Consider the following 26527-nt stretch of genomic DNA (forward strand, 5'->3'; position numbering starts at 1 on the left):
TTTCTTTGATCATTTAAACCAATTAGTATTTCTTTGCTATCATTTCCATTCATCTTTAATCTCATCAATTTCGTCCTGAATTCTTTTATTGACATCTATTTTAGCTCCCTGCAAACTGAAAATTGCGGTACCCCTTTCTCTTGCATATGGATTGGCAATGGAATCTTTTAATCGGGCAACTTCAAAGAAAGAACCGGATTCATTCAGTTCTTTTCCTGCTTCGGGAGCATCTTTTACCCTTATAACATTTTTATATTTTTTACTCAAATCTATCCAATTGATATAGTCTGCATGAAATGACATTGCTTTTACACCAATTTTTGAATAATAATTAATGGCTCCTGCCTGTCCGTAATTATCACATAATACCATGGTATTTCCGGACTTTGACAGTTCAGAATATTCTTTATCAACTTTTTGAGCCAACTCTTTCCAGCCCTGCATATCGGCAAAATCCTGTGGCAAAGGATGGTCTTTTCCATCTTCCCAGCGAAGTAGTCCGAATTTCCTGTACTGTTCCTGATGGGATTCAATATATTCGGGGCTTTTATTTGGAAAGGCGACATGATATAAAGGGAGAAATAATAGTACAGGAATGAGAATACTGACAGGTTTCAAGAATCTCTTCCAGCCATTTTCAAATACATTTCCAAGAAAAACAGCTCCAAAAGCAATATATACGGGATAAAGTCCTATTGCATAATAATCTTTTGCTTTAAAAAACAAAAACAGGGTGATCGTAATGATATAACTCCAGAAGAAAAATCTGAATTTCTCAAAAGGTTTATACAACAACAGTGCTCCCCATCCAGCAATTATTACAAAGGCAGCTCCAATGAAGAATAATACCTGAGATTTCATAAAATCCATCCTATTTACATGGACAAGCTGTTTTTCTGAAAGCTCTTTCATATGATGAATAACCGGAAACTGATTCTGATACTGCCAGAGAAGGTTAGGAAAAATGATAATTAAAGCTAAAAGCGATGCCCAATACACATGGGGCTGCATAAAAATCTTTCTCTGCTCTGTTAATAATAATGCAGGAACAAGCCCCAATAGTGAAAAAGCAATATTGTATTTGTTTAATATTCCAATTCCGAAAATAACGGCTCCTATATAAATCCATTTTACTTTTTGGGAATCAAAATATTTAATCAAACTATAATAAAGAAACAGCCACAGAAAAATTTCTAAAGACGTTGGCTGAAACAACATATTTACCCTGAGAAGTACTGAGAACAGAATTCCTGAAGCGGCAAGTATTTTAGCAAACAGTCTTCCATTAAGTTCTTCAACGATCTTCCATGTCAGCACAATGGTTAAAGCTCCGAATAAAGCTGGAAAAAATTTAACCCAAAATATAGAATTCCCCAGCATTTTAATCATCCAGGCCAGCCAGGAATTAACCGGAGGAACTGAGAGATATCCCCATGCAAGATGGTTTGCCTGATCAAGATGCAGGTATTCATCTCTGTGCAGCTCATACTCAGGACTTATCAGTGAGTATTGGAGTGCAAACTTGGCAATGATAAAAAGAATCAGAATCCAGTAGTCTTTTTTCATAGAGGTATCGTTTGGAGTTTAAAAGTAAGACAGTCTAAATCTCTTTTTTGTTACACTTACATTATTTCAAAGCTATTATTAATAATTTCAGTTTTAATCTTCTGAATATTGCCAGACCAATACTTAATTTCTTCCATCTTTTTAGGACATTCTTCCATAGGAGTCTTCTGACAGGCCGCTAAATATTCCTGATACGTTTTTAAAATATCATTCAGGTATGTTTCGTAGTCTTTAGGATTTTTAGGAATATAGCCTATTCCATCGCAGCCACAGCTATGAAAGCATTTTCCAGTTTTAAAAAGACTTTCTATGATTTTCCATTCTTTGACTGCTGTTTTTTTAGGGGCCTTGAAATCTTTTCCAAGATCAGCCATGACACTTGCGCACTCAGGACATTTTATCGTTCTGTTTTCAATCTCTGAAACAATTTTCTGTAACTCTTTTGTTTCTGCTTTTGTAAAAACGTATCCTATCTTACGAATTGATTTCCCATCGGGTTCATGATATATTTTCTCTTTTTCAATCCGACGTAAGATATCCGCACTATCAGGTTGTTTAAATGATTTTCGGCATTTAAAACATACATAGTGTGATTTATAAGTTTTCGCAGCGTATCTGCACATTTTTATGGGTTTATCTGATTCAAATATAGGAATTTACTCCTGTAAACGGTTTTGACATAAAAAAAGAATCCCGGAGAACAAAATTCTCCAGGATTCACAGTTTAAAAGTGTATAGTGTAGTTTATTATTTTTTATTCGCTTTTTCTTTTAGTTCTTCTTTGTCTTTATCAGACGGATTCCAAACTTTTATTTCAGTTTCTTTTGTGATATTTGATCCTGGAAGAATCTGAACGTTGATACCGTCACTTGCTCCCAATTTCAAATATACTTTCTTGAATTTCCCATCTTTTTGTTTTACTTCTACGAAAGCTACATCTTTTCCTTGTTTCTTTTCATACTGAACTAAAGACTCATCCAATAATAAAGCATTTTTCTGAGAACTTAAAACAATTTCACCGTTTGCAGAAAAACCTGCTCTAATATACTCATTATTAGGATTAGTTACGTTCCCTTCTACCGGAAATTTGATTGTTCCTGCATTATCTTTTCCTTTAGGAGCAATCATGGTCAGTTTTCCAGGGAAAGTTTTGTTTTGCAGAGCACCGATTACGATGTTCATATCCATTCCCTCACTCAGTTTTCCAGCTTGTGCTTCATCAATTTCACCTTTAAAGATCAGAACATTCAGATCTGCTACGGAACAGATTGTAGTACCAGCGTTAAAGTTATTGGCTTCAATTACCTGGCTTCCTGCTTTTACCGGAACTTCAAGTACAGTACCTGAAGCTTTGGAACGGATCTCAGTAGTTGCTAATCCCTGCCCTTTAAGTTCAGGAGTTGCTCCTGTCTTAGCGATCTGTAATCTTTTTTGAGCAGTATTCAATTGCTGTTGAGCATTTTTCAAAGTTTGTTGTTGAGAAAACAACTGCTGCTGAGCGTTCAGATACTCCTGTTTAGAGGCTACTCCCTGCTTGTATAGTCTTTCCTGCATTTCAAACTGCTTCTGCATATTTCCTACATTCATCTGAGCATTGCTGATCTGAATCTGCGCATTCTGAACTTCCTGCTGAGATGCGTTTACTTCAGAGATGCTTGGAACGATTTTAACGGTAGCAATCAACTGTCCTACTTCTACTTTATCTCCTTCTTTTACTAAGATTTTATCTATAATCCCTGCAATATTGGGTTTAATTTCAATTTCTTCTTTGGGAACAATTTTTCCTGTCGCCATTACCTTATCATCCATATTCTGGACAGTAGGTTTACGGGTAAGGAACTCCTCACCTTCTTTAGAGTTTGATTTTATAAGATAGCCAAGCCCCGAGAACAATGCCACTGCAAATAAAAGCCCCAACACAATATAAATGGCTTTTTTCCAGGTGAATTTCTTTTTCATATGTATAGTTTATTTTTTATTAAATAGATTGAAAAATTTAAAGATTAAAAGATTGATTCTGTACATTTATTAATCATTTATCTTTATTTTCAAATTGTTTTATCGTCAAATTAATTACTCTGTTCTTAATGCTTCAATAGGTCTGATTTTTACAGCTCTCTGTGCAGGAATCATCCCGATTATCAGTCCCAGAATCACCATTACAGCCATCGCAGCAAATACATTCCCATAGTTGACTGTCGGATTATAGAAAGGAAATGAATCCTGTCCCTGGGTAACTGCATTAAGAATCATCAGCACAAAAATCCCAAACATAAAACCTAATAATCCCGAGGAGAGTGTGATGACCACACTTTCCAGCAAAATCTGATTTCTTACTTCTGCCGGTTTCGCTCCTAATGCTCTTCTGATCCCGATTTCTTTGGTTCTTTCTTTTACGGTAATCAACAGGATATTCGAAATGGCAATTACTCCCGCCAAAATGGTAAGTGTCCCCACGATAATTGTTAACAACTGCATTCCCGTAAGAAAACCTGTCAGTTTTTTAAACTCTTTTCCAAGGTTGAAACTTCCGAAAGCATTGGTATCTTCAGGTGAAACTTTATTTTTTGTTTTTAAAACCTGCTTTACATCTTCTTCTACAGAGTTCACATTGGCATTGGGCTTACTGACAATAGCAAACAAGTCAATCTGATCTCCTGCATTATACATTTTTGTATAGGTAGAAAGTGGAATGAAAGCCGTTTGGTCATTTTCAAATCCTCCTCCTTTTTTCACTCTGAAAACTCCAATTACATTAAAGAATAACCCTTTAATATTGATTGATTTCCCAATGGGATTTTCTTTTTTCTTGGCATCAAAGAAGTTTTTATAAATTTCTTCTCCGATCACTACTACATTTTTATTTCCTGAAACATCGGCATCATTGATATAGCGTCCGAAGATCAGCTTCTTTTCTGAAATTTTATTTCCTACAGAGTAGTCTCCGGTAAGCGAATAGGTTCCGTTCTTTCCGTTTCTGGACATAGATTCTCCCGGTGTTCCCGTAAAGCTTCCTCTTGCATTTTGTGGTGATATATAGTCTATTGCTGTCACTTTTCTTTTCAGCATTTCCATGTCGTTCAAGTTCAGGTGAACTTCCCGTCCTTTAGGAAATCCTTCATAAGGAATAGAGGTTTTCTGTGCCCAAAGAAATATTGAGTTGGTGGCAAAACCGGAAAATAATTTATCAAAACCATTCTCCATTCCTTTTGCTGCTCCAAGAAGGCTTACATACAAAAACATTCCCCATCCTACGCCGATCATGGTAAGAAATGTTCGGAGTTTATTATTCCTCAATGAATAATAGATCTCCTGCCAAGTATCTTTTTTAAATATGATATTCACCTTTTTGAATTATAAGTTATAAATTATGAGTTATGAATTTCATTAATCCGTTTATCTTTTTTTGTAAATTACTCTGTTCTCAATGCTTCGATCGGTTTGATTCTTGAAGCTCTGTATGCCGGAACAAATCCTGCAATTAATCCTGAGAAAATCAGGGCAATGAATGCCATAATAATGGCTCCCCAGCCTACGCTTGGACTTTTGATGAAGAATTCTTCAAGACTATCGCCGATAAGGCTCAATGTTAAAACTCCAACTCCTACTCCAATAAGTCCGGATACCACTGTGATTACAACACTTTCCTGAACAATCAGACCTACAATGCCGCTTGGTTTTGCCCCAATAGCCTTTCGTACTCCGATCTCCTTGGTTCTTTCTTTTACGATATACACCATAATGTTACTGATCCCAATAATTCCGGCAAGCAGCGTCCCTAGACCAATGAATCCAACAATTGCTGTAAGAACCGCCATAAACATAAATGTATCATTCATGTTTTGGGCATTATTCCATACCCGTATCCCTTTTTCATCATCAGGAGAAACACTTTTTCTCGCTTTTAGTTTATCTTTAAGTTCATCACCATATTTAATGGCCTGTTCCGGAGTCAGTTTATCATTGTAGGTAATATAGGCTATATTTACTGTATCAGAGCCTTTCTTCATCTGCTGTAAAGTCGTAATGGGGACAGTAATATGTCTTTCATCCCGATCTCCTCCATCATCTGAAAAAACTCCAATAACCTTATACATCGTTCCATTAATATCGAGTTCTTTTCCTATCGGACTTCCATTTTTGATCAAATCCCTCTGAACCATTCTTCCAATAACCGCAACATTTAATTTCCTTTCCAAATCCATAGCCGTCAGATACCTGCCATCAATCATTTTTCTGTTTTCAATGACTTGCTCTCCTGGTTCAGCCCCATTAATCTGATAAAGACCACTTTCCTTTCCATATTTCACCATTAAACTGGCAGTATATCTCGGGCTGGAAGGTCCGGCTTTTTCCTTATCTGCATTAATTAAAAAGTCATAGTCTGAGTTATTCATTGTTATACTTCGATCAGACTGAAGACCTTTATATGCTAAAGAGGTTTTTCCTGTAGAAAAAATAATAAGATTTTTAGCATCTCCTGCAAACCCTTCAGAAAATGCATTCTGAAGTCCTTTTCCAATTCCAAAAAGTACAATGAAAATAAACAGTCCCAAAGCTACAGTAAAGCCTGAAAGCACCGTCCTAAGTACATTACTCCGGATAGAACTGAATATTTCCTGCCAACGATCTAGGTCAAACATAGTTTTTATTTTTTTACTTTGTAAAAAAGTCAATTAGCTCCGCTCTCAATTTTCTTCGAAGTCAATTAACGTTGTTGTCAATTTTATTCTTCAGCAGACTTTAATTACGACCTAATTACTTTTCACATTTCTAATCTCTTTTCAACATTTTACTCAATAAAATAAATGTTGTTTTTATTAAATTTTCAATTTTTGTCAATCCTTGTCTTTCAATATAATTACAATCTATAACAATATCAAAACAAGAATCCAACTCAATAACCGATCCTCTGGCAATTTCAAAATACCTTTTCCTTTCCAGTTCAGATTTTCTTGAACATCCTTCAGTAATATTTAATACTACAGAAGTAGAAGCTCTCCTTATCTGGTCGATTATATTAAACTTTTCATTATCCGGAATTTTTGATAAAATTTTATAACATTCTATTCTTAATTCTCTGGCTGACTGATAAACATCAAGCTTATAATGGTTTAGATTTAAAAACATTTTTATTTTTTTTCATATTCATTTGTGTGTGTGTTATAAATTATTTGTCCTCCTCATTGTAAAATTCATTTGCGAAGCAAAATTGACCATTGACCATTGACCATTCACTTATAATACAATCTGCTTAATAAACTCATCACTTTCAATAATCCCGTCTTTCAGTACTACATTTCTTTTGGTTTGTGCAGCAACATCCGGTTCGTGGGTTACCACGATAATAGTTTTTCCTTCATTATTGATATCCTGAAGAAGCTTCATAATATCATGAGTGGTTTTGGAGTCCAGTGCTCCCGTCGGTTCATCTGCCAGCACCACTTTTGGATCGGTAATTAAAGCTCTTGCAATAGCTACCCTCTGTTTCTGTCCTCCGGAAAGTTCACTTGGAAGGTGATTGGCCCATTGTGCCAATCCTACTTTCTCCAGGTATTCCATCGCTTTCTGGTTTCGCTCTTTTCTCGGTACATTCTGATAGTACAGAGGAAGGGCTACATTTTCCAAAGCCGTTTTATAATTGATAAGGTTAAAAGACTGAAAAATAAATCCTAAAAACCTACTTCTGTATTCCGCAGCTTTTACTTCAGATAAATGTTCGATAGGAACTCCATCCAATTCATAGGTTCCTGAATCTTTTTCATCCAGAATACCAATAATATTAAGAAGTGTAGATTTTCCGGAACCGGAACTCCCCATAATAGAAACAAACTCTCCTTCAGAAATATTCAGATTAATTCCTTTAAGGACATGAAGTTTGCTTTTCCCTGTATCGTATGACTTATTTAAATCCTGAATTACTAACATTAAGTGATGTATGTTTTATACCCAATAAGTAGATGATATTTTCAAATTGTTACAAGAATAAAAATTTATTCAAATATTTTTTTGTTTAACACCACAGCCCTTTATTAATAACACTTTACGATATTTTGTTTAACCGTAACTTAGTATTTCCATCTATTTATCCCCAGGATTGCTGTCCAGCCTATTATTCGAGCCCCTTTCATGTAAATGTGGAAAACTTTTCAGGCTAAAAGTCAGCCTATTAGTATTTAGCTCTTTCAAAATCAGTTCTTTTTTTCGAACTTTGCTATTAGTTCTTTACAAGAAATATGAATTTGGAGAAGTGAATAACTTTAATTCACAACTTACAGATAAACAAAAAGTTAAGTATTTCCGGAACGTTATCCACAAGGATCTAAATTATTTAATTATAAAGATATTTAATATGGGAATTTTTGATAAAAGAGTAAGCTATAAGCCATTTGAATACCCGGAGGTTCTTCAGTTTGTAGAAGCCATCAACAAATCGTTCTGGGTGCATTCGGAAGTGGACTTTACTGCAGATGTTCAGGATTTTCATTCGCAGTTGGAACCACATGAAAAGCATGCTGTGAAAAATGCGCTGTTAGCCATTGCACAGATCGAGGTGTCTGTAAAGACATTCTGGGGGAATTTATACAACCACCTACCAAAGCCGGAATTCAATGGATTAGGATCTACTTTTGCAGAGTGCGAGTTTCGCCATTCTGAAGCATATTCCCGTTTATTAGAGGTACTAGGATATAACGACGAGTTTCTTAACGTAATCGAAATTCCTGCTGTAAAAGGAAGAATCGAGTTCTTAGGAAATGCGTTAAAGCATGCTAATTCTGCGACTCCGAAAGAGTATGTTTCTGCTTTATTGTTATTCAGTATTTTAGTGGAAAATGTGTCTCTTTTCTCGCAGTTTGCGATTATCCTTTCTTTCACAAGATTCAAAGGATTCATGAAAAATGTTTCCAATATCATCGCATGGACTTCAGTAGATGAGCAAATTCACGCGAATGCAGGAATCTACCTGATCAACAAAATCCGTGAGGAACAACCTGACTTATTAACAGACAGCGATATTGAAGATATCTACACCTTAGTAGACGAGTCTATCGCAAGAGAAGGGGATATCCTTAGCTGGATCTTTGAATTGGGAGAAATCGACAACGTTTCTAAAGAAGATCTTCTTAACTTCATGAAATACCGTGTAGATGACAGCTTGAAGAAAATCAATATGAAAACAAGATACAACATCACCCCTGAACAATACAGACCAATGGTATGGTTCGAGGAAGAAGTTTTTGCCAATTCATTAGATGATTTCTTTGCAAAAAGACCTGTAGACTATACGAAGCACGATAAGAGTATTACTGCAAACGATTTGTTTTAATACGGAGGGCGCGAGCGAAGCGAGCGTCAAAGCAGTCAGTATTAGGATTACCCTTTTCTGACAATATAGTGGAATTGCTGTTCATGAATAAAGCACAAATACAAAAGAAATGATCAATGTAATTGTAACCTATACGGTAAACCCCGAATTTGTTCCAAACAATAAAACCAATATCCAAAAGTTTCTGGAAGATTTCAAAAATTTAAATCCTTCCACCTTTGAATATAAAGTTTATGTAAAGGAAGATGGTGTTACTTTTGTACATTATTCAAACTACATCAATGAAGAAGTTCAGCATGAAGTTTTGAATGTTCCGTCTTTTAAAGAATTTCAGAGATTAAGAGATGAAAGCGGACTGAACGGTTCCCACAAAGTAGAACTTTTACAATCAATAATATAAAAAAAACAAAATTCCGGAGTGATTCTCTCATTCCGGAATTCGAAAATATAACATCTATGGAAGAGCAAAATTCAAATATATGGTGGCTCAATGAAGAGTCTGAGCAGATGCTGAACAGAGGATATCTGTTGAAAGGTGAAACGGTAGACGGAGCTATCGACAGAATTACCACTGCCGCTGCAAAAAGGTTATACAAACCTGAACTTCAACCTGCATTCAAAGAAATGATCACAAAAGGATGGATCAGTTTCTCTTCTCCTGTATGGGCGAATATGGGAACAGAAAGAGGTCTTCCTATCTCATGTTTCAACGCTCACATTCCGGACAGCATTGAAGGTATTACTCACAAAATGGGTGAAGTAATCATGCAGACTAAAATCGGAGGAGGTACTTCAGGGTATTTCGGAGAATTGAGAAACAGAGGAACCGCTGTAACGGATAACGGAAAATCTTCAGGAGCAGTTTCATTCATGAAGCTTTTCGATACGGCAATGGATGTTGTTTCTCAAGGAGGCGTAAGAAGAGGTGCTTTTGCTGCTTACTTAGATATTGACCACGGAGATATTGAAGAATTTTTATCCATTAAAGATATCGGTAGCCCGATTCAGAACCTGTTTACCGGAGTATGTGTACCCGATTACTGGATGCAGGATATGATTGACGGTGATATGGAGAAACGTAAAGTTTGGGCAAGAGTATTGGAAAGCCGTCAGCAAAAAGGTCTTCCTTATATTTTCTTCACAGACAACGTAAACAGAAATAAACCTCAGGTGTATAAAGATTTGGGAATGACGGTGAACGCAAGTAACCTTTGTTCTGAGATCATGCTTCCATCCACAATGGAAGAATCTTTCATCTGCTGTCTATCTTCCATGAACCTTGAATTGTACGATGAGTGGAAAGATACAGATGCTGTAAAATTAGCAGTATACTTCCTGGATGCTGTATTATCTGAGTTTATTGACAAAACTGAAGGTAATTATTATCTGCAGGGAGCAAGAAACTTCGCCATGCGTCACAGAGCTCTTGGATTAGGAGTTTTAGGATACCATTCTTATTTACAGAAAAATATGATTCCGTTTGAAAGCTTCGAAGCAACTCAGTTCAATGCAAGAGCATTCAGACATATTAAAGAACAGGCTGAGCAAGCTTCAAGAGAACTTGCCAACATCTATGGAGAACCGGACGTATTGAAAGGATATGGATTAAGAAATACCACCACAATGGCTATCGCTCCTACCACTTCAAGTTCTGCAATCCTGGGACAAACTTCCCCTGGAATTGAGCCTTTCTCTTCAAACTATTATAAAGCAGGTCTTGCTAAAGGAAACTTTATGCGTAAGAACAAATACCTGGCAAAACTTTTGAAAGAAAAAGGACTGGATAATGAAGAAACGTGGAGAACCATCATGTTGAACCACGGATCGGTACAACACCTGAATGAGCTTACTCCTGAAGAAAAAGCAGTATTCAAAACATTCAAAGAAATTTCTCCGATGGAGATTATTTCTCAGGCAGCACAGAGACAGCAATACATTGACCAGGCACAATCACTGAATCTTCAGATTCCTTCTACAATGCCTGTAAAAGATGTAAACTATCTTTATATTGAAGCTTGGAAAAAAGGAGTAAAAACGCTTTACTACCAAAGAAGTTCATCCGTTTCAAAAGAAATGATGGTTAACTTCGTTTCATGTTCAAGCTGTGAGGCATAGGACCAAGTAATAAACACGCTATATTTACAAAAGCATACCGAGAGGTGTGCTTTTGTCGTTTTTCAAAGAAATGCTCTGAAATTTTTGGTTTATATTTGTGTTTATTGTTTAATACCAAAACTACAGATATGAAATTCGGACAAGTAGAAGACCCTTCAAAAATAGATTTCACATTACCTAAAGACCATCCCAGAACTAAAGAAATACTGGCACTCAATAAAAAAAGTCTGGAAAACATTTCTATCGGATGTGCAAAATGGAACAAAACAGACCTTAAAGGGTTTTATCCTAAAGGAACTAAAGACGAACTGACCTATTATGCCACTCAGTTTAATTCTATCGAACTGAATGCTACGTTCTACGGAATGCCAACCCCTGACCAGGTAACAACATGGAAAGAAAAAACTCCGCCAGACTTTAAATTTTTCCCAAAGATCACCAATACGGTTTCCCATTTCAGAAGACTGATTGATGTAACAGATCCGGTGACACAATTCGCATCTTCGGTTATTAATTTTGATGAAAAACTGGGAATGGCTTTCCTGCAGCTTCATGATAATTTTAAACCTAAGGATTATGACAGACTGGAAAAATTTGTAAAGGAATGGCCTAAAGAAGTTCCTTTAGCAATCGAACTCCGAAATACGGAATGGTTTACTGATGAGGAAATCCTGAATACAACCTGTGAGCTCTTTGAAGCCCATAACATCACCAATATCATTGTAGATACTGCCGGAAGAAGAGATATGCTTCATATGCGTCTTACAACCCCCAACGCATTTATCCGCTATGTAGGAGCCAATGCAGAAAGCGACTACGAAAGACTGGATGACTGGTTGAAACATCTCACCAAATGGAAGAAAGAAGGACTTCAGAATCTTTACTTTTTCGTACATCAGAATATTGAAAAAGCCTCTCCATTATTATCTGCTTATTTCATCAAAAAAGTGAATGAAGAATGGAAAACTGATATTCATATTCCACAAATGGCGACAGAGAGTACAGGAACGCTTTTTTAAATTTAAATAGAATAAATTCGGTATAGGTAAAACTTCCTTTTCATCATGAAAAAATTCGTATCTTAGAGTATAATGTTTTCCAACAATCATTATACTTTAAAAAACATAAATCATGGAAAAGGAAATTTGTACAATCAGTATTACCAATAACTGGCTTGGTGATGAATATATCTTTTATGAAAATCATACCATAAAAAGAGTGTATGATAATCACAGTTTGAATTCCAATAAGAGCAAATGGCTCGAACCCAAAGAAATCAGTAAACAGAATAAGGATAAGCTGATCAAAGCCTGTCCTGAAGAATTTAAAGAACGGATTATGCAGATTCTGGATTATCCTTAACAAAAAAGGTAATGAGTATTTGAAACTCATTACCTTTTTTATTTATTTTTTCTAAGGAGCAATACCAGATTGAGAAATAGAAGCAGAAAGTCCAGTGTAATCCAGATTCCTAATTTTGTATTCTCATAATTATAGGCATCTACCTGCTTTTTGGCAGCTTCAGAAAGTTTCATACTTTGATTAATATAATTCTGTACTTCTACAATCTGATCGATATTCTTATTGGGTACAGAATGCTGAGAAAAGTACACCAGGTTTTTCTTTCCAAGATAGCCTACAATCCAGTATTCATCAGACTTATCCATTTTCAGGTATTCTATCCTGTAATATTCCGGACGTATTTTCCCTATATGCTTAGGCTCAAGGTTTGTATTTTGCTCTGTTTTGTTTACTTTGATTAGGTAAAAATCCAATGCCTGCGGAAGTTTATTAACCACCTGCAGCCCCACAGAATTATCCACAAATGCCACAGCACTTTTCTTGATAAACCAATACGTAAAAACAGAAATTGAAAAAACTACTGTTACGATACGAAACAGCTTCGCCCACTTGGCCATACTTCCTGATTTAACCTTAAACAGGATCAAGGAAAGAACACAAGCCAGAAATATTATAAAAATAATGAGTGTCATATTCTACAAAGATACTTCTTCTCTTTATTTTATCTATATCTGAGGTCATTTTTTTAATTTTACCCGATCATGAAAAAGGACTTTCTCTCTTTCTCTTTGTTCAGGTTATATTTTCTAGTCTACATTCCATTCTTTATAAAACTGATCAAGGAAATTCATCATATACTGATGTCTTTCTTCTGCCATTTCTTTTCCTTTTTTAGTATTCATCATATCTTTCAGAAGCAATAATTTTTCATAGAAATGATTAATGGTTGTCCCGTTAGATTTTTTATATTCTTCTTTGGACATTCCCAATTTTGGTTTCATATCCGGGTGGTACATCAGATTATTTTTAAAACCTCCAAAGTTGAATGTTCTGGCAATTCCGATAGCTCCTATCGCATCAATACGGTCGGCATCCTGTACAATCTGAAGCTCAATAGGAGGATTCTCCGGTGCCTGATCTCTGTTTTTAAATGAAATATTTTCAATCACAAATAACACCTTACGGATGATTTCTTCAGAAACGCCCTGTTCTTCAAGAAATGCTCTGGATATTTGGGGAGCAATGGTTTCATCACCGTTATGAAATTTAGGATCGGCAATATCATGAAGAAGAGCAGACAATTCTACTACTTCTTTGTTACAATCTTCTGTTTCTGCTATTTTAGCGGCCAGTTTCCAGACTCTTTCAATATGAAACCAGTCGTGTCCTGCTTCAGCTCCTTCTAATTTTTCTTTTACAAATGCTACTGTGTTGTTAATCGTACTTTTCATTTATCTATCAGTTCATTTAAAATAATATCCCAAAGCTTGTTGTTGTAACTTCTAAAAAAATTGACATGTCCGATTTCTTTTTTATCAGATTCTGAAACATTTACTAACCTGTAAGTGGGTTTAAGATTAGGATAGGTGTCATTTAATAAACTCAACACACCTTTCTCTGTCAGCCATACATCATCTTCCGCCCGAATTACAAATACTTTCTGTGTCAAATTTTCAGAAAAGTTATCAATTTTCTCCAACAATCTGTTGGTTGATTTCTTGTTTAAAATTAAGGTTCTCCAGTCATATGCGCAATTTTTTGGAAGACTTTCTCCCAGTCCGAACCAATGAGCGGGAAAATATCCTAACAATGAAGTCGTTAACGGCTGAGCAATTCCAAAGCCTAAATACGCTTCAACTTTTGTCATCCCTTTAAGGTTTCCAACAAAAGCATTTTGGGTTCCCACAAAAACAAATTCTTCGAAGATTTTGGAATCTTCATTCATTCCCAGAATCAATGCGCCTACAGAATGGCCTAAACAGTATTTTTGGTGTTCTTTAAAAGCTGATTTGATATATTGAGTTACCGATTTATAATCTTTGGAACCCCATAGTCTCATAGAACCATGAAATCCTCTCATATCTTTCGGTTTGGAAAGTCCAATTCCCCGGTAATCATAAGTAATTACGGTAAATCCCTGTTCAGAAAAATAGCTGGCAAAAGAAAAATAAACCTGCTGTTTTACCCCAGTTGCTGAGTTGATCAGTAATAATTTCCCATTATCTTTTTCCGGTTTAAACAAATGGGCGGTCAGCGTGACATGATCTTCTGTGGTTAGTATTAGTTTTTCCATAGTATAAAAAGAAAAAATCCACTATAAAAGTGGACATTTTACTTATATTTTTATGTTAAGTTTCAGACTTTTGATATGTCGTAAATAGCTTTAGGAAAAGAAATCTGAGATTCTCGGAAGTCCTGTCTGAGAGCCTTTACCTCCGGAAACTCTTGATGAGACTTCATTTCCGAATTTTACACATTCTTCGATAGAATTCCCATGGCACATCGCAATGGCAAATCCTGACGTAAATGCATCACCCATCCCCATTTTATATACTTTTTCATCCTTATCGTTTCTGTAATATTTCATTTCTGTACCATCAAAATAAATGGTGGAATTGGTATCATCTCTTACAAAAACTTTATTGAAATATTTTTTAAGAACCTCTTCTCTTTTTTCTTCCCCGAAAATAACGTACAATTCATTGCTTTTAGCAACAATAAAATCAACCATTTCCAAAATTTCTTCACTGACTCTCATGGCAGGTGAAGCGTATAATCCTACTTTTTTTCCGTATTTCTTAGCTTTTCTAACGGTATGCTCTACAACATCCATAGAAACTTCAAGCTGTATCAGCACAAGATCTGTGGTATGAAAATACTTATCTGCCTCGTCTATATGTGATTTGCTAAGGTATTTATTGGCTGCCGGTACTACAACAATAGCTGCATTTCCGTGGGAAGTGGTTACATAGGCTGTTCCCGTAGCTTCTTTATCTGTTTCATGAACAAATCCTACATTCACATTTTCACTTACCAGATTTCTCATAATCTGCTGCCCAAGAGGATCCATTCCTACACATCCGATAAAGTATACACTCGCTCCCAGCCTGGCTGTACCTACTGATTGATTAGCACCCTTACCCCCAAAATAACTATCTGACTTAACGGCTAAAACCGTTTCATTAGGCAAAGGGAGTTTTTCGGTTTCAAGAACCAAATCTATCGATGAGCTGCCCACAACAATAATACGGGGTTGTTCTGATGAGAAATTCATTGTGTTTTGTATTAGCTTTAAAATTTATAACTGACAAAAATTGTGTCTCAAAAATAGCTAATTTAAAATTAACTTATTTCTATAAATTCAGTAATTATTTTCACTGGCTGTTGATCTTTGTTATATGCTATATAGCTGGCATAAAATCCTTCTCCATATCCGGTTTCAAAAGCAAATATAGTTCCGGGATGTTCCTTTGCAGGTTTAAGAAAGGCATACTGATCTATTGCGCCATTTTCATCAAAGAAGTAGTCATGGAAAAATTCTTCGTAGATTCCCATAAAATCACCTCCTTTATTTTGATACAATCGCTGTTCAAGTTCGTTCAGACTGTTTTGGGTATCCACATCCATGAAACATCCCATCCCGCTTTCTACAGGATATCCGAATACTTCTTCTTTCGCAAGATCTTTTATATTCTGTCCTGCTGTAGTGGCCATTTTCCATTCTTTAATTTCAGAATTACTGAATATAATTTCGGCATAGGCTACACAGTTGCTCTCTCTTTCTTTATGGATCATTACAGAAAAATCTCCTTTGGGAAATTCTGTGGTAAAAGGAAGCATATCATTAGTGATCAAAGGATCACAGGTAACAATCTTTCCACTTGAAAGGTAGATCTTCCCTACTTCAAAACTTTCCAGCAACGGACTTTCTACAAAGTCTTTCGAGAATAGTTTTTGTATGTTTTCTATGTGTGTCATTTTATTTATTCTTTAAACCATCAGGCTGGATACAATTCTTCATGTGTATCCAGCCTGAGATTTTGACAAAATTTATTGTCTATACTTTATAAACTTTTCAGTTTCTCTTCAAGGATCGCAATCTTATCCTGAGCATCTTTTTGCTTCTTACGTTCTCCTTCTACCACTTCAGGCTTAGCATTCGCAACAAATTTTTCATTGGAAAGCTTCTTTTCTACTGAAATTAAGAACCCTTTTAAATATTTTACTTCTTCTTCAGTTTTAGCTTTTTCCTCACCTAAATCTAAGTTTTCACTTAAAGGAATAGAAACTTCAGTAGCTCCTACCAGGAATGTAAAGCTTGGCTTATCTGTTTTCTGCCCGAAGTGAATTTCAGAAATATTTGCTAATTTTCTTACTACATCTTCATTGGCAAATTCAGTAGCATTGGTATATACCTCAGCAGCTTCTCTTGGTGAAATTCCTTTTGTCTGACGGTAATTTCTAACTCCGGAAATCAATTCTGCTGCCGTTTCAAAATTCTTAATAATGGTCTCATCAAACTTACCAGCTTCTTTCTGTTGAGCAATAACTAAAGCTTCATCAATACTTCTTTCCGAAATAGTCTGCCATAATTCCTCTGTAAGGAAAGGCATGAACGGGTGAAGTAACTTCATCAGCTCTTCAAAGAAATATATTGTTTTGTTATAAACATCCTTAGAAATTCCTTCTCCATAATTTGGCTTGATCGCTTCAAGGTACCACCCACAAAAATCATCCCAAATTAATTTATAGATCAAATGCAGGGCATCAGAAATTCTGAATTTCTCGAACTGATCATTAATTTCGGCAATTGTTTTATTCAGCTTATTTTCAAACCATTCAATAGCCTGTGTGTCTGTAGCAATAGCGGGCTTATCTTCATGATTCCACATGTTGATCAGACGGAATGCATTCCAGATCTTCGTCATGAAGTTTCTTCCCTGAAGCATTAAATCTTCATCAAAAAGAAGGTCATTTCCTGCTGCAGAGCTCAATAGAATTCCTACACGTACTCCATCTGCTCCATATTTATCCATTAATTCAAGAGGATCCGGAGAGTTTCCAAGAGATTTTGACATCTTTCTTCTCTGCTTATCTCTTACAATTCCTGTAAAATACACATTCTTAAATGGAACTTCTTTTCTATATTCCAATCCGGCCATAATCATTCTGGCTACCCAGAAGAAAATAATATCCGGACCTGTAACCAGATCAGATGTTGGGTAATAATAGTTGATATCTTTATTTTCAGGATCAAGCAATCCATCAAATACAGACATTGGCCATAACCAAGATGAGAACCATGTATCCAATGCATCATCATCCTGTCTAAGGTTTTCTATCGTCAGAGTTGAATTTCCTGTTTTTTGTTTTGCCAGTTCTAAAGCAGCTTCTTTAGTTTCTGCAACTACAAAATCTTCATCCCCTTCTCCATAATAGTAAGCAGGAATCTGCTGTCCCCACCAAAGCTGACGGGAAATATTCCAGTCACGGATGTTTTCCATCCAGTGCTTGTAGGTATTTTTAAACTTCTCCGGATAGAACTTCACTTCGTCATCCATTACTACATCCAAAGCTGGTTTAGCAATTTCAGACATTTTAAGGAACCATTGTACTGAAACTTTAGGTTCAATAACAGCGCCTGTTCTCTCAGAAGTTCCTACTTTGTTTACATAATCTTCTGCCTTCAACAAAAGATCTTTCTCTTCAAGTTCTTTAGCGATCTGCTTTCTTACATCAAATCTGTTCTTTCCGGCATAATGTAAACCATGTTCGTTAAGATTTCCATCATCATCCAGTGCATCAATCATTTTCAGCTGATGTTTCTGTCCGATTTCGTAATCATTGATATCATGGGCAGGTGTAATTTTCAAAGCTCCTGTTCCGAATTCTATATCAACATATTCATCCTCAATAATTGGGATTACTCGGTTAACGATCGGTACAATTACATTTTTACCTTTCAGGTGAGCATATCTTTCATCATTAGGATTGATACATACGGCGGTATCCCCGAAAATAGTTTCAGGACGCGTAGTTGCTACTGAAAGGAATTCTTCTGAACCTTCAATTTTATATTTAAGGAAATACAATTTCCCGTTCTGTTCTTTAAATATTACTTCTTCGTCGGAAATATTGGTTTTCGCTTCCGGATCCCAGTTTACCATTCTGTACCCTCTGTAGATCAATCCTTTGTTATAAAGGTCTACAAAGCTTTTGATAACCTGCTGCGAAAGTTTGTCTTCCAAAGTGAATCGGGTTCTGTCCCAATCACACGAACATCCTAATTTTTTCAACTGCTCAAGGATGGTCCCTCCATATTTATTGGTCCAGTCCCAGGCATGCGTTAAAAATTCTTCACGGGTAATATCTGACTTATTGACTCCTTCAGACTTCAGTTTAGCAACAACTTTAGCTTCAGTAGCAATTGAAGCGTGATCTGTTCCCGGAATCCAACAAGCATTAAATCCGCGCATTCTTGCACGACGGACCAGAACATCTTGAAGGGTATTATTCAACATATGCCCCATGTGTAATATCCCCGTCACGTTTGGCGGAGGAATGACCACGGTATACGGTGGTTTGTCATTAGGCTCTGAATGGAAAAATTTGTTTTCCAACCAGTAATTGTACCATTTTTGTTCTGTTTCCTGTGGATTGTACTTTTCTGAAATCTGCATAAATTCTATTTCTTTGGCTTGCAATTTGCAAAAATAGTCTAAAGAAAAAAATTTTTAAGCATGAATTAAAATAATTTTTAACTTTGTTTCACAAAATTTATCTAACAAACGTATTAACATTCAAGAATATGAAAAAATTAATTGCAGGAATTGCACTATTCGGGACATTTGCTCTGGCATCTGCACAAACAATTACATTTGATAAAACAACTTTCGATTACGGTACTATTAAGCCTAATGCTGATGGTACAAGATTCTTTACTGTAACGAACTCAGGTGATAAGCCTTTGATCCTTTCAAATGTAAAACCTTCTTGTGGATGTACAACTCCTGAATTCAGCCAAGATCCTATTATGCCTGGGAAATCAGCTAAGATCAAGGTTGGATACAACACTGCTATTCCTGGCCCTTTCAACAAAATGATTGAGGTTTTTTCTAATGATCCTGCCAACAACAGAAGTGTAATCTACATCAAAGGTAACGTAGATGCTAACGCTCCTGAGCCAAAAGTATTGACTGCTGCTGAGCAGAAAGAAGCTGCTAAGGCTGAGAAAAAAGCTGCAAAACTTGCTAAAAAAGCTGCTGCAAAGTAAGCTCTACTCAAAAAAATAAAAGAACCGTCTCTATTGAGGCGGTTTTTTTATTACATTTATGTTTGATTAGGAGGCAGATGATAGGTAATAGGTGGCAGTAAATGTATTGATGTTGATCAAATATATTATCTAGGTTTTAGCTGAAGCCTTCGGTTTTATTTTTCTTTATAATGGCTGGGCTAAAGCCCACCCCTATTGAATTTAAAGAACAAGATCTTTTAATCTTTTAATCTTTTAATCTTTTAATCTTTTAATCTTAAAAATATATGGACACCGATTTCTCAGATGACTTTAAGGTAAATGGAAAATTTTCGATAAAAAAAACGTCAACTTCTTATAAAGGAAAGCTTACTAAAGAAGAAGGAGAGCAAATGCTGATTCAGGAGAAAGAAAAACTTCGTGAACTGCAGGAAAAATTATATGCTGACGGAAGCCAGTCTTTGCTTGTTGTATTACAGGCTATGGATGCTGCTGGAAAAGACAGTATGATAGAGCATGTTTTCGGAGGAGTGAATCCTCAGGGATGTAATGTGACCAGTTTTAAAACCCCAAGTTCCAAAGAATATTCCCATGATTTTTTATGGAGACATTATCTTGCATTGCCACAGAAAGGAATGATTGGAATTTTCAACCGTTCTCATTATGAAAGTGTTCTGGTTTGTAAGGTGCACCCTGAATATAATTTAAGTGAAAAAACATGGTCTTCCGTAAAAGACTTTGACAGCAAATTCTGGGAAAACAGATATGAAAGCATCCGGAATTTTGAAAAACACCTTTCACAAAACGGAACTACAGTTGTTAAGATCTTTTTGCATGTTTCCAAGGATGAACAGAAAAAAAGACTTCTGGACAGAATTGACGAACAGGAAAAAAACTGGAAATTCTCTGCGGGAGATCTTCCGGAAAGAGCATTATTCGATCAATATATGGAGGCTTACGAAAACGCGATCAACGAAACATCAAAAGACCATGCTCCCTGGTATGTGCTTCCCGCTGACAGCAAATGGTTTGCAAGAGTAGCTGCTATCCAGATCATTATTGATACACTTGAAAAAATGAATCTTAAATATCCTACACTTTCTGATAAAGACAGACAAGAACTTCAGGAATCTAAAAAACAATTGGAAAGCGAATAAATGAGGTTGGAAGATGGAAGCATGAAGATGGAGGTTTAAAAACTTCACTCTTACATCCTCTGACTTCCAATTTTTAAAAAAAATCACGAGAAAATCTATAAGCCGGATTCTGTACTTCCGAAGAAGCGCCTGTTATTTATCTACGTGGTACATTGCTGCAACACTTGAGCTGATTACCCCTCGGTTTTCAGGACGAGCCGCCCCTATTTCCATTGCTGAAAAGAACCGATATACTTACCATTGCACCGCAAAGAGTTTACCTGGTTTCACTACAGCCGAACTGTACCTGCTTTCTGTTGCACTTGTCCTACCCTCACGGGTGACGGATGTTATCCGCTTTGCTGCTCTATGGTGTCCGGACTTTCCTACCCTTGTCGAAACAAGAATCAACAAGCCGATTTTCTCGCGGAGGCAAAGGTACACAAATTTTGCGGTAAAAAGGTAAAAGTTCAGAAAGGCTCAATGGTTTTAAGCCCTATGTAAATGAGTAGATATATAAATATTTTTCTTTTGTTTTTTGATGAGAATATGAATTACATGCTACAATATTTAAAGCATGTTCACGATTCTGTAGTCTAGCTTTTACGATTTTTTGTTATAATTTTCACCAATTACCACTTTATTATTATCTTCGTGCCATTATATATCTATGGATTCCAGAGAAAAAGAATTTGCGCAGCTTATCAAGGATAATCAGGGACTGATTATTAAAGTATCGCGTCTGTACACAAATTCTCTGGAAGATGAAGAGGATCTTTTCCAGGAAATTGTGTTACAACTCTGGAGAAGCTATGATTCCTTTAAAGGAAATTCTAAAATTTCCACATGGATGTACCGTGTAGCGCTCAATACAGCCATTACCCTCTTTAGAAAAAAAAGCAAAAGCCTTCCTACGAATGAGCTGGACATCAACCATAAAGATTTTGTGGAAGATGACGATGAAAAACAGCAGCAGGTATCGCTTTTGTATACTGTAATCAAGACTCTTCCGAATGTAGAAAGAGCCATTGTCATGATGTATCTTGACGATCTGCCTTACAAGGACATTGCAGAAAACCTCGGAATCACTGAAGTCAATGCACGCGTGAAAATGAACAGATTAAAGAAAACCCTTAAAGAACAGATGGAAAAATATGCCTGAATTTGATTTAGATAGCTTTAAGAAAACATGGCAGGAACAACCTGTACAAGATAAATATGACAACACTGAGATTCTTCAGATGTTGAATAGAAAATCACGTAACTATGTGAAATATATTTTCTGGATCAGTGTTATAGAATTCCTGTTCTTTTCTGTGTTGGGACTGTTTTACTTTTTCCCGGAAGAGGAATCAGACAGCTTCCGTAAAATGTTGGAGCGATTAGGAGCTCAGGAATCTCCAGAAGCTGAAAACAATTTCGGTCATGCTTATCTGGCTATAAAAGTCTTAAGTTTATTAATTACAGCTTATTTTGTATTGAAATTCTATCAGAATTACCGAAAAATAAAGATTGAGGAAAATCTGAAAGGGCTTATTACCCGAATCATTAAATTCAAAACAACCGTCAATGCTTTTATTCTCATCAGTATTGTTTTATTGTTAATATTCACTTTTGTACTGATCGCTTTCATCTTTTATATATTAGATTCTCAGAATATACAGCCTAGTGGCTCCAACCTTGCGATTGTTATTGTTGGCATTGCCGTAAGCTCGTTGCTTGCAGTCTCTATGATCTGGTTTTATTACAGACTGGTATACGGGACAATTATTAAAAAGCTTGACAAAAACCTAAAGCAGCTTAAAGAAATAGATTCTCAGGAAAATTAATATACATAGGCATAGTTCGGGATATAATTGCTAATTTTATTCCACCAAATCTTAAACTATGCCCTTATCTTATGTGTATGGAACTTCTGAGGTTTCATTATTAGGACAGACTATCGGAGCGAATCTTAAAAGTACTGTCGAAAAATATCCCCATCAGGAAGCATTAGTCTGCGTTCATCAGAATTACAGAGCTACTTACCAGGAATTTTACAATCAGACAACAGCTGTTGCAAAAGCTTTATTGTTTTTAGGAGCAAAAGCGGGTGACAGAATCGGAATCTGGTCTTCCAACCGTTATGAATGGGTACTTTTGCAGTATGCCACTGCAAGAATAGGAACTATTTTAGTGAATATCAATCCAGCCTACAGAACTCATGAACTGACCTATGTTCTCAATCAGTCTGAAGTTCGTTTTATTTTTTCTTCTTTAAGCTTTAAATCCAGCAATTATAAAGAAATGGTTGAATATGCAAAAGAAGTGTGTCCAACCCTTGAGCACGAAATATTCTTTGATGAAAACTGGGAAGAATTTGTTAATAACGGCCAGGAAATATCAGATGAAATGCTTCACAGTTTTGAAGAACATGTACAGTTTGATGATCCTGTTAACATTCAATACACTTCAGGAACTACCGGTTTCCCGAAAGGCGTTACCCTTTCCCATCATAATATTCTCAACAATGGTTATTTCATTGGTATCAGGTTAAAATATACTCAGCAAGACCGTGTCTGTATTCCCGTCCCTTTTTACCATTGCTTCGGAATGGTGATCGGAAATATGTGCTGTACGGCACACGGAGCCTGTATGGTGATTCCCAATGACAGTTTTGATCCGGAGATTACTTTAAAAGCTGTTTCGGACGAAAAATGTACTTCTTTGTATGGAGTACCCACAATGTTTATTGCTGAACTGGCAGTAAAAGATTTTGACACCTATGATTTTTCAAGCCTAAGAACCGGTGTTATGGCTGGTTCCGTGTGCCCTCCGGAAATTATGAAGAAAGTGGAAAATCTCATGAATATTAAAGAGATGAGCATCTGCTACGGAATGACGGAAACTTCACCTGTATCTACTCAGACTTTAATTGGAACACCGTTGGAGAAACAGGTTGGTACCGTAGGAACTGTTCAGGATCACCTTGAGATAAAAATCATTGATGAAAATGGCAGAACTTTAAAACGTGGAGAACATGGTGAGCTCTGCACAAGAGGCTATTCCGTAATGCTGAAATACTGGAATGATCCTGAAAATACTAAGAAAGTACTGGATGAAGCCCGCTGGATGCATACCGGAGACATGGCAGTAATGGATAAAGACGGCTATATTACCATTTCCGGAAGGATAAAAGACCTCATCATTCGTGGCGGAGAAAATATTTCGCCTAAGGAAATTGAGGACTTTTTATATACCTATACCCATATTCTGGATGTTCAGATCATAGGGGTTCCGAGTGAAAAGTTTGGGGAAGAAGTGATGGCGTGGGTAAAAGTGAGAAAAGGATTTACCCTCACTGCAGAAGAACTGCAGGAATACTGCAAAGGAAGAATTGCCCATTATAAAGTTCCGAAATACTGGAAATTTGTAGATGAATTCCCAATGACTATTTCTGGAAAGATAAGAAAGGTAGAAATGCGGGAAATTTCTATGAAAGAGCTTGAATTAGGCAGTTTTAAAGATTAATTCAACACGAGTAAAGCTATAAATAGATTAACATCCATTATCAAAAAACCTGTTTAAGCTTAAACAGGTTTTTTATGAATTTATATCTGACTTATCTTACAGTATTAAAAAATCATGAACATTTAATAGTTCAAATAACTAAGATATTTTTATTCAGGTTCCGCAATTCCCAGGAAAATTACCACTCCGTCGCCACCAGGGTTATCAAAAACATCTACGAGGGCTGAAGGTTTCCAGTTATTCATACACCAAAGATTTCCTGCGCCGTCAATATTTGTTGAAGTAAGCCTCATAATGGGCTGATAACATTGCATCCGTAACTCTTCATATTTTGATCCTGGTAATTTGGGTTTATGCTGAGTACCGTATAAGGGATATCCGTTCGCTAAAGTAACCTCTGAACCTCCTGTAGGAAGAGTAAGTAACATTGCTGTTTCGGGTTTTGAAATATCACGAAGCATTGTTACTCCAAAAGGCCCCTGCATATCCAGCGTAGGATTATTCTTAAAATCTGTTTCATGACCAAAATTGGCTAGAAAAACAGTCTCATTTTTATCTATTTTAACTCCCCAGGGAGCATAAGTATTGACATCGTAATACCCCAAAACGGTTGAAAGGTCTTTGCTAAGAACCGTGGCACGGCTACTGCTTACTCCTACCACAACAACATCACCATTACCATTTATTGCAATCTGACGAAGTGATTCGTAACCTTCCTGCTTATTGGCACTTTCAGAGTAATTACTAAACCAGCTATTTGTAACCACCAATTGATTTCCTTCAATTGCAACTTTATAAACTGCTGAAAAAGCACAGTTTTCAGGAACATCTTTATCATAATTTCCAATACAGGAAACATAAGCACTTCCTTTATGATCAGGAATTACATCAAATATTTTCAAGTAAGGAGTTTGGATTGGTAACGGAGGCAAATCAGGTGATCTTTTTACGGGAAATTCATTACAAATAAGAGTTGATCCCTCTGTGGGCCCCTTCCCGAAGTCACCATCTTCAGGTTTTAGATAAACAACCACTGCGCTCGGTTCGCTTTCAAAAGGATAAACTCCCGGATTGGCAGGTGCAAAAGGTTCCTGACAGCCCACTGAAGCCATCCAAAGATTTCCCTGATTATCATATTCCATTCCCTGGACACGGGAAAGCCCTAATGTAAAGCCATTGGAAGGACTTACGGGCTTTCCGTCTTTATAATAAAAACGAGAAATACTTCCCTCTTGTGGATTATTATATTCTGAGCCCCAGCCGAAATTACCGAAGGAAATATATTTTTTATCCGGGCTCACTGCAGCTCCAAAAGCGACTCCAAGTAATCCGCCACCCTGAACAGGAGAAAAATCGGCAGGAGTAGCATCATATTTGTAAACAGGACAGTGTGTTCCGGAATCCGGAGAACCGGCCCGGAAATTATTGGCAATCCACGCATTATCATCTGCATCAAAAACAACAAATGCGGCACCACTCGGAAGAAAATTCTTTGCTCCTGAAGAATTACTTTTTAATGTAAGTGTCCAGTTATTGGGAATCTTTTGATCCTCAGTCATATTTTTCATGGATACTAATGAATTGGAGTACATTTCTTCCAATCCAAAAAGCATCTGATAAATATGGTCTGCATTATGGCAAGGATCATATATTAGATTTCGCATAGCCTGAAGAAAGTTTTTGTTTGATTCCGAAGGTTCGTGCCAGGCATAATCCAAAAATTGTCTGTAAAAAGGTTTTCCTTTACTGATGATTGGGTTTGTTAAAGAATAATAGTATAAATTACATAAAGAGTTGAACATGGGATAACTGTTCGTTTCAAAACCATTTGGTGAAGTACTGATCATATCTCCGATGGCTCCTTCTGTTTTATATAGATTCTTCTTCATTCCATAAGCGATTTTCATATTTCTTTCGGTTCCTGAAATGCGCACTGTTCCATTGTCATCTACTTTTGTCATACGTGCAAATGTATAGATTGAAGCGATAGAGGATTCAGGATTCACAATGACTGGATCAAGGGTATCAGGAAGATAAAATGTCGCTAATAAACTTAAAGGTTCACCTTCAATTTTGTATAGAGTATTTTCAATTATATATTCATGCACCCAAACAGTTACAGCGTAATATTCAGATTCTGCATTCTTAACTTCAACACTGAAAGTATTGTTTTCAAATGGCGTTTTTTCATTAACAGCGCCAATGAAATTTTCAACAATTCCAAAAACTTGGAAACTTCCTGAAGTGATGGTTATATTTTTCACTTCAACACTAAATTGAACGGTTCTTGTGGACATAAGCAGATGATTAATGGTTCAG

The 26527-nt window shown here is 36.3% G+C and carries 24 protein-coding genes and 1 other RNA gene; 10 read left to right on the forward strand and 15 right to left on the reverse strand.

Features of this window, described 5'->3' with window-relative positions; genetic code table 11:
* Positions 1-39: 39 nt before the first annotated feature.
* From CQ022_RS09980 to CQ022_RS10010, 7 genes are all read right to left on the reverse strand, one after another.
* Positions 40-1566 carry a glycosyltransferase family 39 protein gene (locus CQ022_RS09980; protein ID WP_105681257.1) on the reverse strand — a complete coding sequence of 509 codons (1527 nt, stop codon included), beginning with the start codon at positions 1564-1566 and terminating at the stop codon, positions 40-42.
* 56 nt (positions 1567-1622) lie between these two features.
* On the reverse strand, positions 1623-2189 hold the full coding sequence (locus CQ022_RS09985) for a hypothetical protein (RefSeq protein ID WP_105681258.1): 567 nt from the start codon (positions 2187-2189) through the stop codon (positions 1623-1625).
* A gap of 124 nt (positions 2190-2313) precedes the next feature.
* Positions 2314-3525, reverse strand: a complete 1212-nt coding sequence (locus CQ022_RS09990; protein ID WP_185126796.1) for an efflux RND transporter periplasmic adaptor subunit — start codon at positions 3523-3525, stop codon at positions 2314-2316.
* A gap of 114 nt (positions 3526-3639) precedes the next feature.
* Positions 3640-4911, reverse strand: coding sequence for an ABC transporter permease (locus CQ022_RS09995; RefSeq protein ID WP_105681260.1), 1272 nt, complete (start codon positions 4909-4911; stop codon positions 3640-3642).
* 68 nt (positions 4912-4979) lie between these two features.
* Positions 4980-6209, reverse strand: a complete 1230-nt coding sequence (locus CQ022_RS10000; protein WP_105681261.1) for an ABC transporter permease — start codon at positions 6207-6209, stop codon at positions 4980-4982.
* 130 nt (positions 6210-6339) lie between these two features.
* Positions 6340-6696 carry a four helix bundle protein gene (locus CQ022_RS10005; RefSeq protein WP_105681262.1) on the reverse strand — a complete coding sequence of 119 codons (357 nt, stop codon included), beginning with the start codon at positions 6694-6696 and terminating at the stop codon, positions 6340-6342.
* 108 nt (positions 6697-6804) lie between these two features.
* A complete protein-coding gene (locus CQ022_RS10010) occupies positions 6805-7494 on the reverse strand; it encodes an ABC transporter ATP-binding protein (protein ID WP_034699055.1) in 690 nt (229 codons plus the stop codon).
* A gap of 424 nt (positions 7495-7918) precedes the next feature.
* On the opposite strand from CQ022_RS10010, the gene CQ022_RS10015 reads away from it, so the two are divergent.
* The 5 genes from CQ022_RS10015 to CQ022_RS10035 all read left to right on the forward strand — a co-directional run bounded on the left by CQ022_RS10015 (position 7919) and on the right by CQ022_RS10035 (position 12370).
* Positions 7919-8893: a ribonucleotide-diphosphate reductase subunit beta gene (locus CQ022_RS10015; RefSeq protein WP_041461620.1), complete on the forward strand. Its 975-nt coding sequence runs from the start codon at positions 7919-7921 to the stop codon at positions 8891-8893.
* Between the two features lie 109 nt (positions 8894-9002).
* On the forward strand, positions 9003-9293 hold the full coding sequence (locus CQ022_RS10020) for a hypothetical protein (RefSeq protein ID WP_105681263.1): 291 nt from the start codon (positions 9003-9005) through the stop codon (positions 9291-9293).
* A gap of 56 nt (positions 9294-9349) precedes the next feature.
* Positions 9350-11008 carry a ribonucleoside-diphosphate reductase subunit alpha gene (locus CQ022_RS10025; RefSeq protein WP_068944408.1) on the forward strand — a complete coding sequence of 553 codons (1659 nt, stop codon included), beginning with the start codon at positions 9350-9352 and terminating at the stop codon, positions 11006-11008.
* Positions 11009-11136: 128 nt separating this feature from the next.
* Positions 11137-12027 (forward strand): DUF72 domain-containing protein, encoded by an 891-nt coding sequence (locus CQ022_RS10030; protein ID WP_105681264.1) that lies wholly within the window; start codon positions 11137-11139, stop codon positions 12025-12027.
* Positions 12028-12139: 112 nt separating this feature from the next.
* On the forward strand, positions 12140-12370 hold the full coding sequence (locus CQ022_RS10035; RefSeq protein WP_105681265.1) for a hypothetical protein: 231 nt from the start codon (positions 12140-12142) through the stop codon (positions 12368-12370).
* A gap of 38 nt (positions 12371-12408) precedes the next feature.
* On the opposite strand, the gene CQ022_RS10040 is transcribed toward CQ022_RS10035, so the two are convergent.
* From CQ022_RS10040 to CQ022_RS10065, 6 genes are all read right to left on the reverse strand, one after another.
* On the reverse strand, positions 12409-12927 hold the full coding sequence (locus tag CQ022_RS10040; protein ID WP_165791605.1) for a hypothetical protein: 519 nt from the start codon (positions 12925-12927) through the stop codon (positions 12409-12411).
* 189 nt (positions 12928-13116) lie between these two features.
* Positions 13117-13761, reverse strand: coding sequence for an HD domain-containing protein (locus tag CQ022_RS10045; RefSeq protein WP_105681267.1), 645 nt, complete (start codon positions 13759-13761; stop codon positions 13117-13119).
* A complete protein-coding gene (locus tag CQ022_RS10050) occupies positions 13758-14603 on the reverse strand; it encodes an alpha/beta fold hydrolase (protein WP_105681268.1) in 846 nt (281 codons plus the stop codon). Before CQ022_RS10050 ends, CQ022_RS10045 begins: the two co-directional genes overlap by 4 nt.
* Positions 14604-14693: 90 nt before the next feature.
* Positions 14694-15584, reverse strand: coding sequence for a ribokinase (locus CQ022_RS10055; protein WP_105681269.1), 891 nt, complete (start codon positions 15582-15584; stop codon positions 14694-14696).
* A gap of 68 nt (positions 15585-15652) precedes the next feature.
* Positions 15653-16288: a DUF4241 domain-containing protein gene (locus tag CQ022_RS10060; RefSeq protein WP_105681270.1), complete on the reverse strand. Its 636-nt coding sequence runs from the start codon at positions 16286-16288 to the stop codon at positions 15653-15655.
* Between the two features lie 86 nt (positions 16289-16374).
* Positions 16375-18990: a valine--tRNA ligase gene (locus CQ022_RS10065; RefSeq protein ID WP_105681271.1), complete on the reverse strand. Its 2616-nt coding sequence runs from the start codon at positions 18988-18990 to the stop codon at positions 16375-16377.
* 128 nt (positions 18991-19118) lie between these two features.
* On the opposite strand from CQ022_RS10065, the gene CQ022_RS10070 reads away from it, so the two are divergent.
* Positions 19119-19583, forward strand: coding sequence for a DUF1573 domain-containing protein (locus CQ022_RS10070; RefSeq protein WP_105681272.1), 465 nt, complete (start codon positions 19119-19121; stop codon positions 19581-19583).
* 266 nt (positions 19584-19849) lie between these two features.
* Entirely contained in the window at positions 19850-20719 is an 870-nt protein-coding gene (locus CQ022_RS10075) for a polyphosphate kinase 2 family protein (protein ID WP_105681273.1), read from the forward strand.
* Positions 20720-20801: 82 nt separating this feature from the next.
* Here CQ022_RS10075 and rnpB read toward each other — a convergent pair.
* Positions 20802-21125, reverse strand: an RNA gene (gene rnpB, locus CQ022_RS10080) — RNase P RNA component class A.
* A 243-nt stretch (positions 21126-21368) separates the two neighbouring features.
* Here rnpB and CQ022_RS10085 point away from each other — a divergent pair.
* Genes CQ022_RS10085 through CQ022_RS10095 form a run of 3 tightly spaced genes read left to right on the forward strand, consistent with a single transcriptional unit; the run spans position 21369 to position 24208 of the window.
* Positions 21369-21860, forward strand: a complete 492-nt coding sequence (locus CQ022_RS10085; protein WP_062673949.1) for an RNA polymerase sigma factor — start codon at positions 21369-21371, stop codon at positions 21858-21860.
* Positions 21853-22527, forward strand: a complete 675-nt coding sequence (locus CQ022_RS10090) for a beta-carotene 15,15'-monooxygenase (RefSeq protein ID WP_105681274.1) — start codon at positions 21853-21855, stop codon at positions 22525-22527. Before CQ022_RS10085 ends, CQ022_RS10090 begins: the two co-directional genes overlap by 8 nt.
* Before the next feature lie 58 nt (positions 22528-22585).
* Positions 22586-24208, forward strand: coding sequence for an AMP-binding protein (locus tag CQ022_RS10095; RefSeq protein ID WP_105681275.1), 1623 nt, complete (start codon positions 22586-22588; stop codon positions 24206-24208).
* A 149-nt stretch (positions 24209-24357) separates the two neighbouring features.
* Here the strand turns inward: CQ022_RS10095 and CQ022_RS10100 are convergent, their stop codons facing one another.
* Positions 24358-26505: a hypothetical protein gene (locus CQ022_RS10100; protein WP_105681276.1), complete on the reverse strand. Its 2148-nt coding sequence runs from the start codon at positions 26503-26505 to the stop codon at positions 24358-24360.
* Positions 26506-26527 lie beyond the last annotated feature (22 nt).

Origin of the sequence: Chryseobacterium culicis (genome assembly GCF_002979755.1) — a bacterium.
Taxonomy (GTDB): Bacteria; Bacteroidota; Bacteroidia; order Flavobacteriales; family Weeksellaceae; genus Chryseobacterium; species Chryseobacterium culicis_A.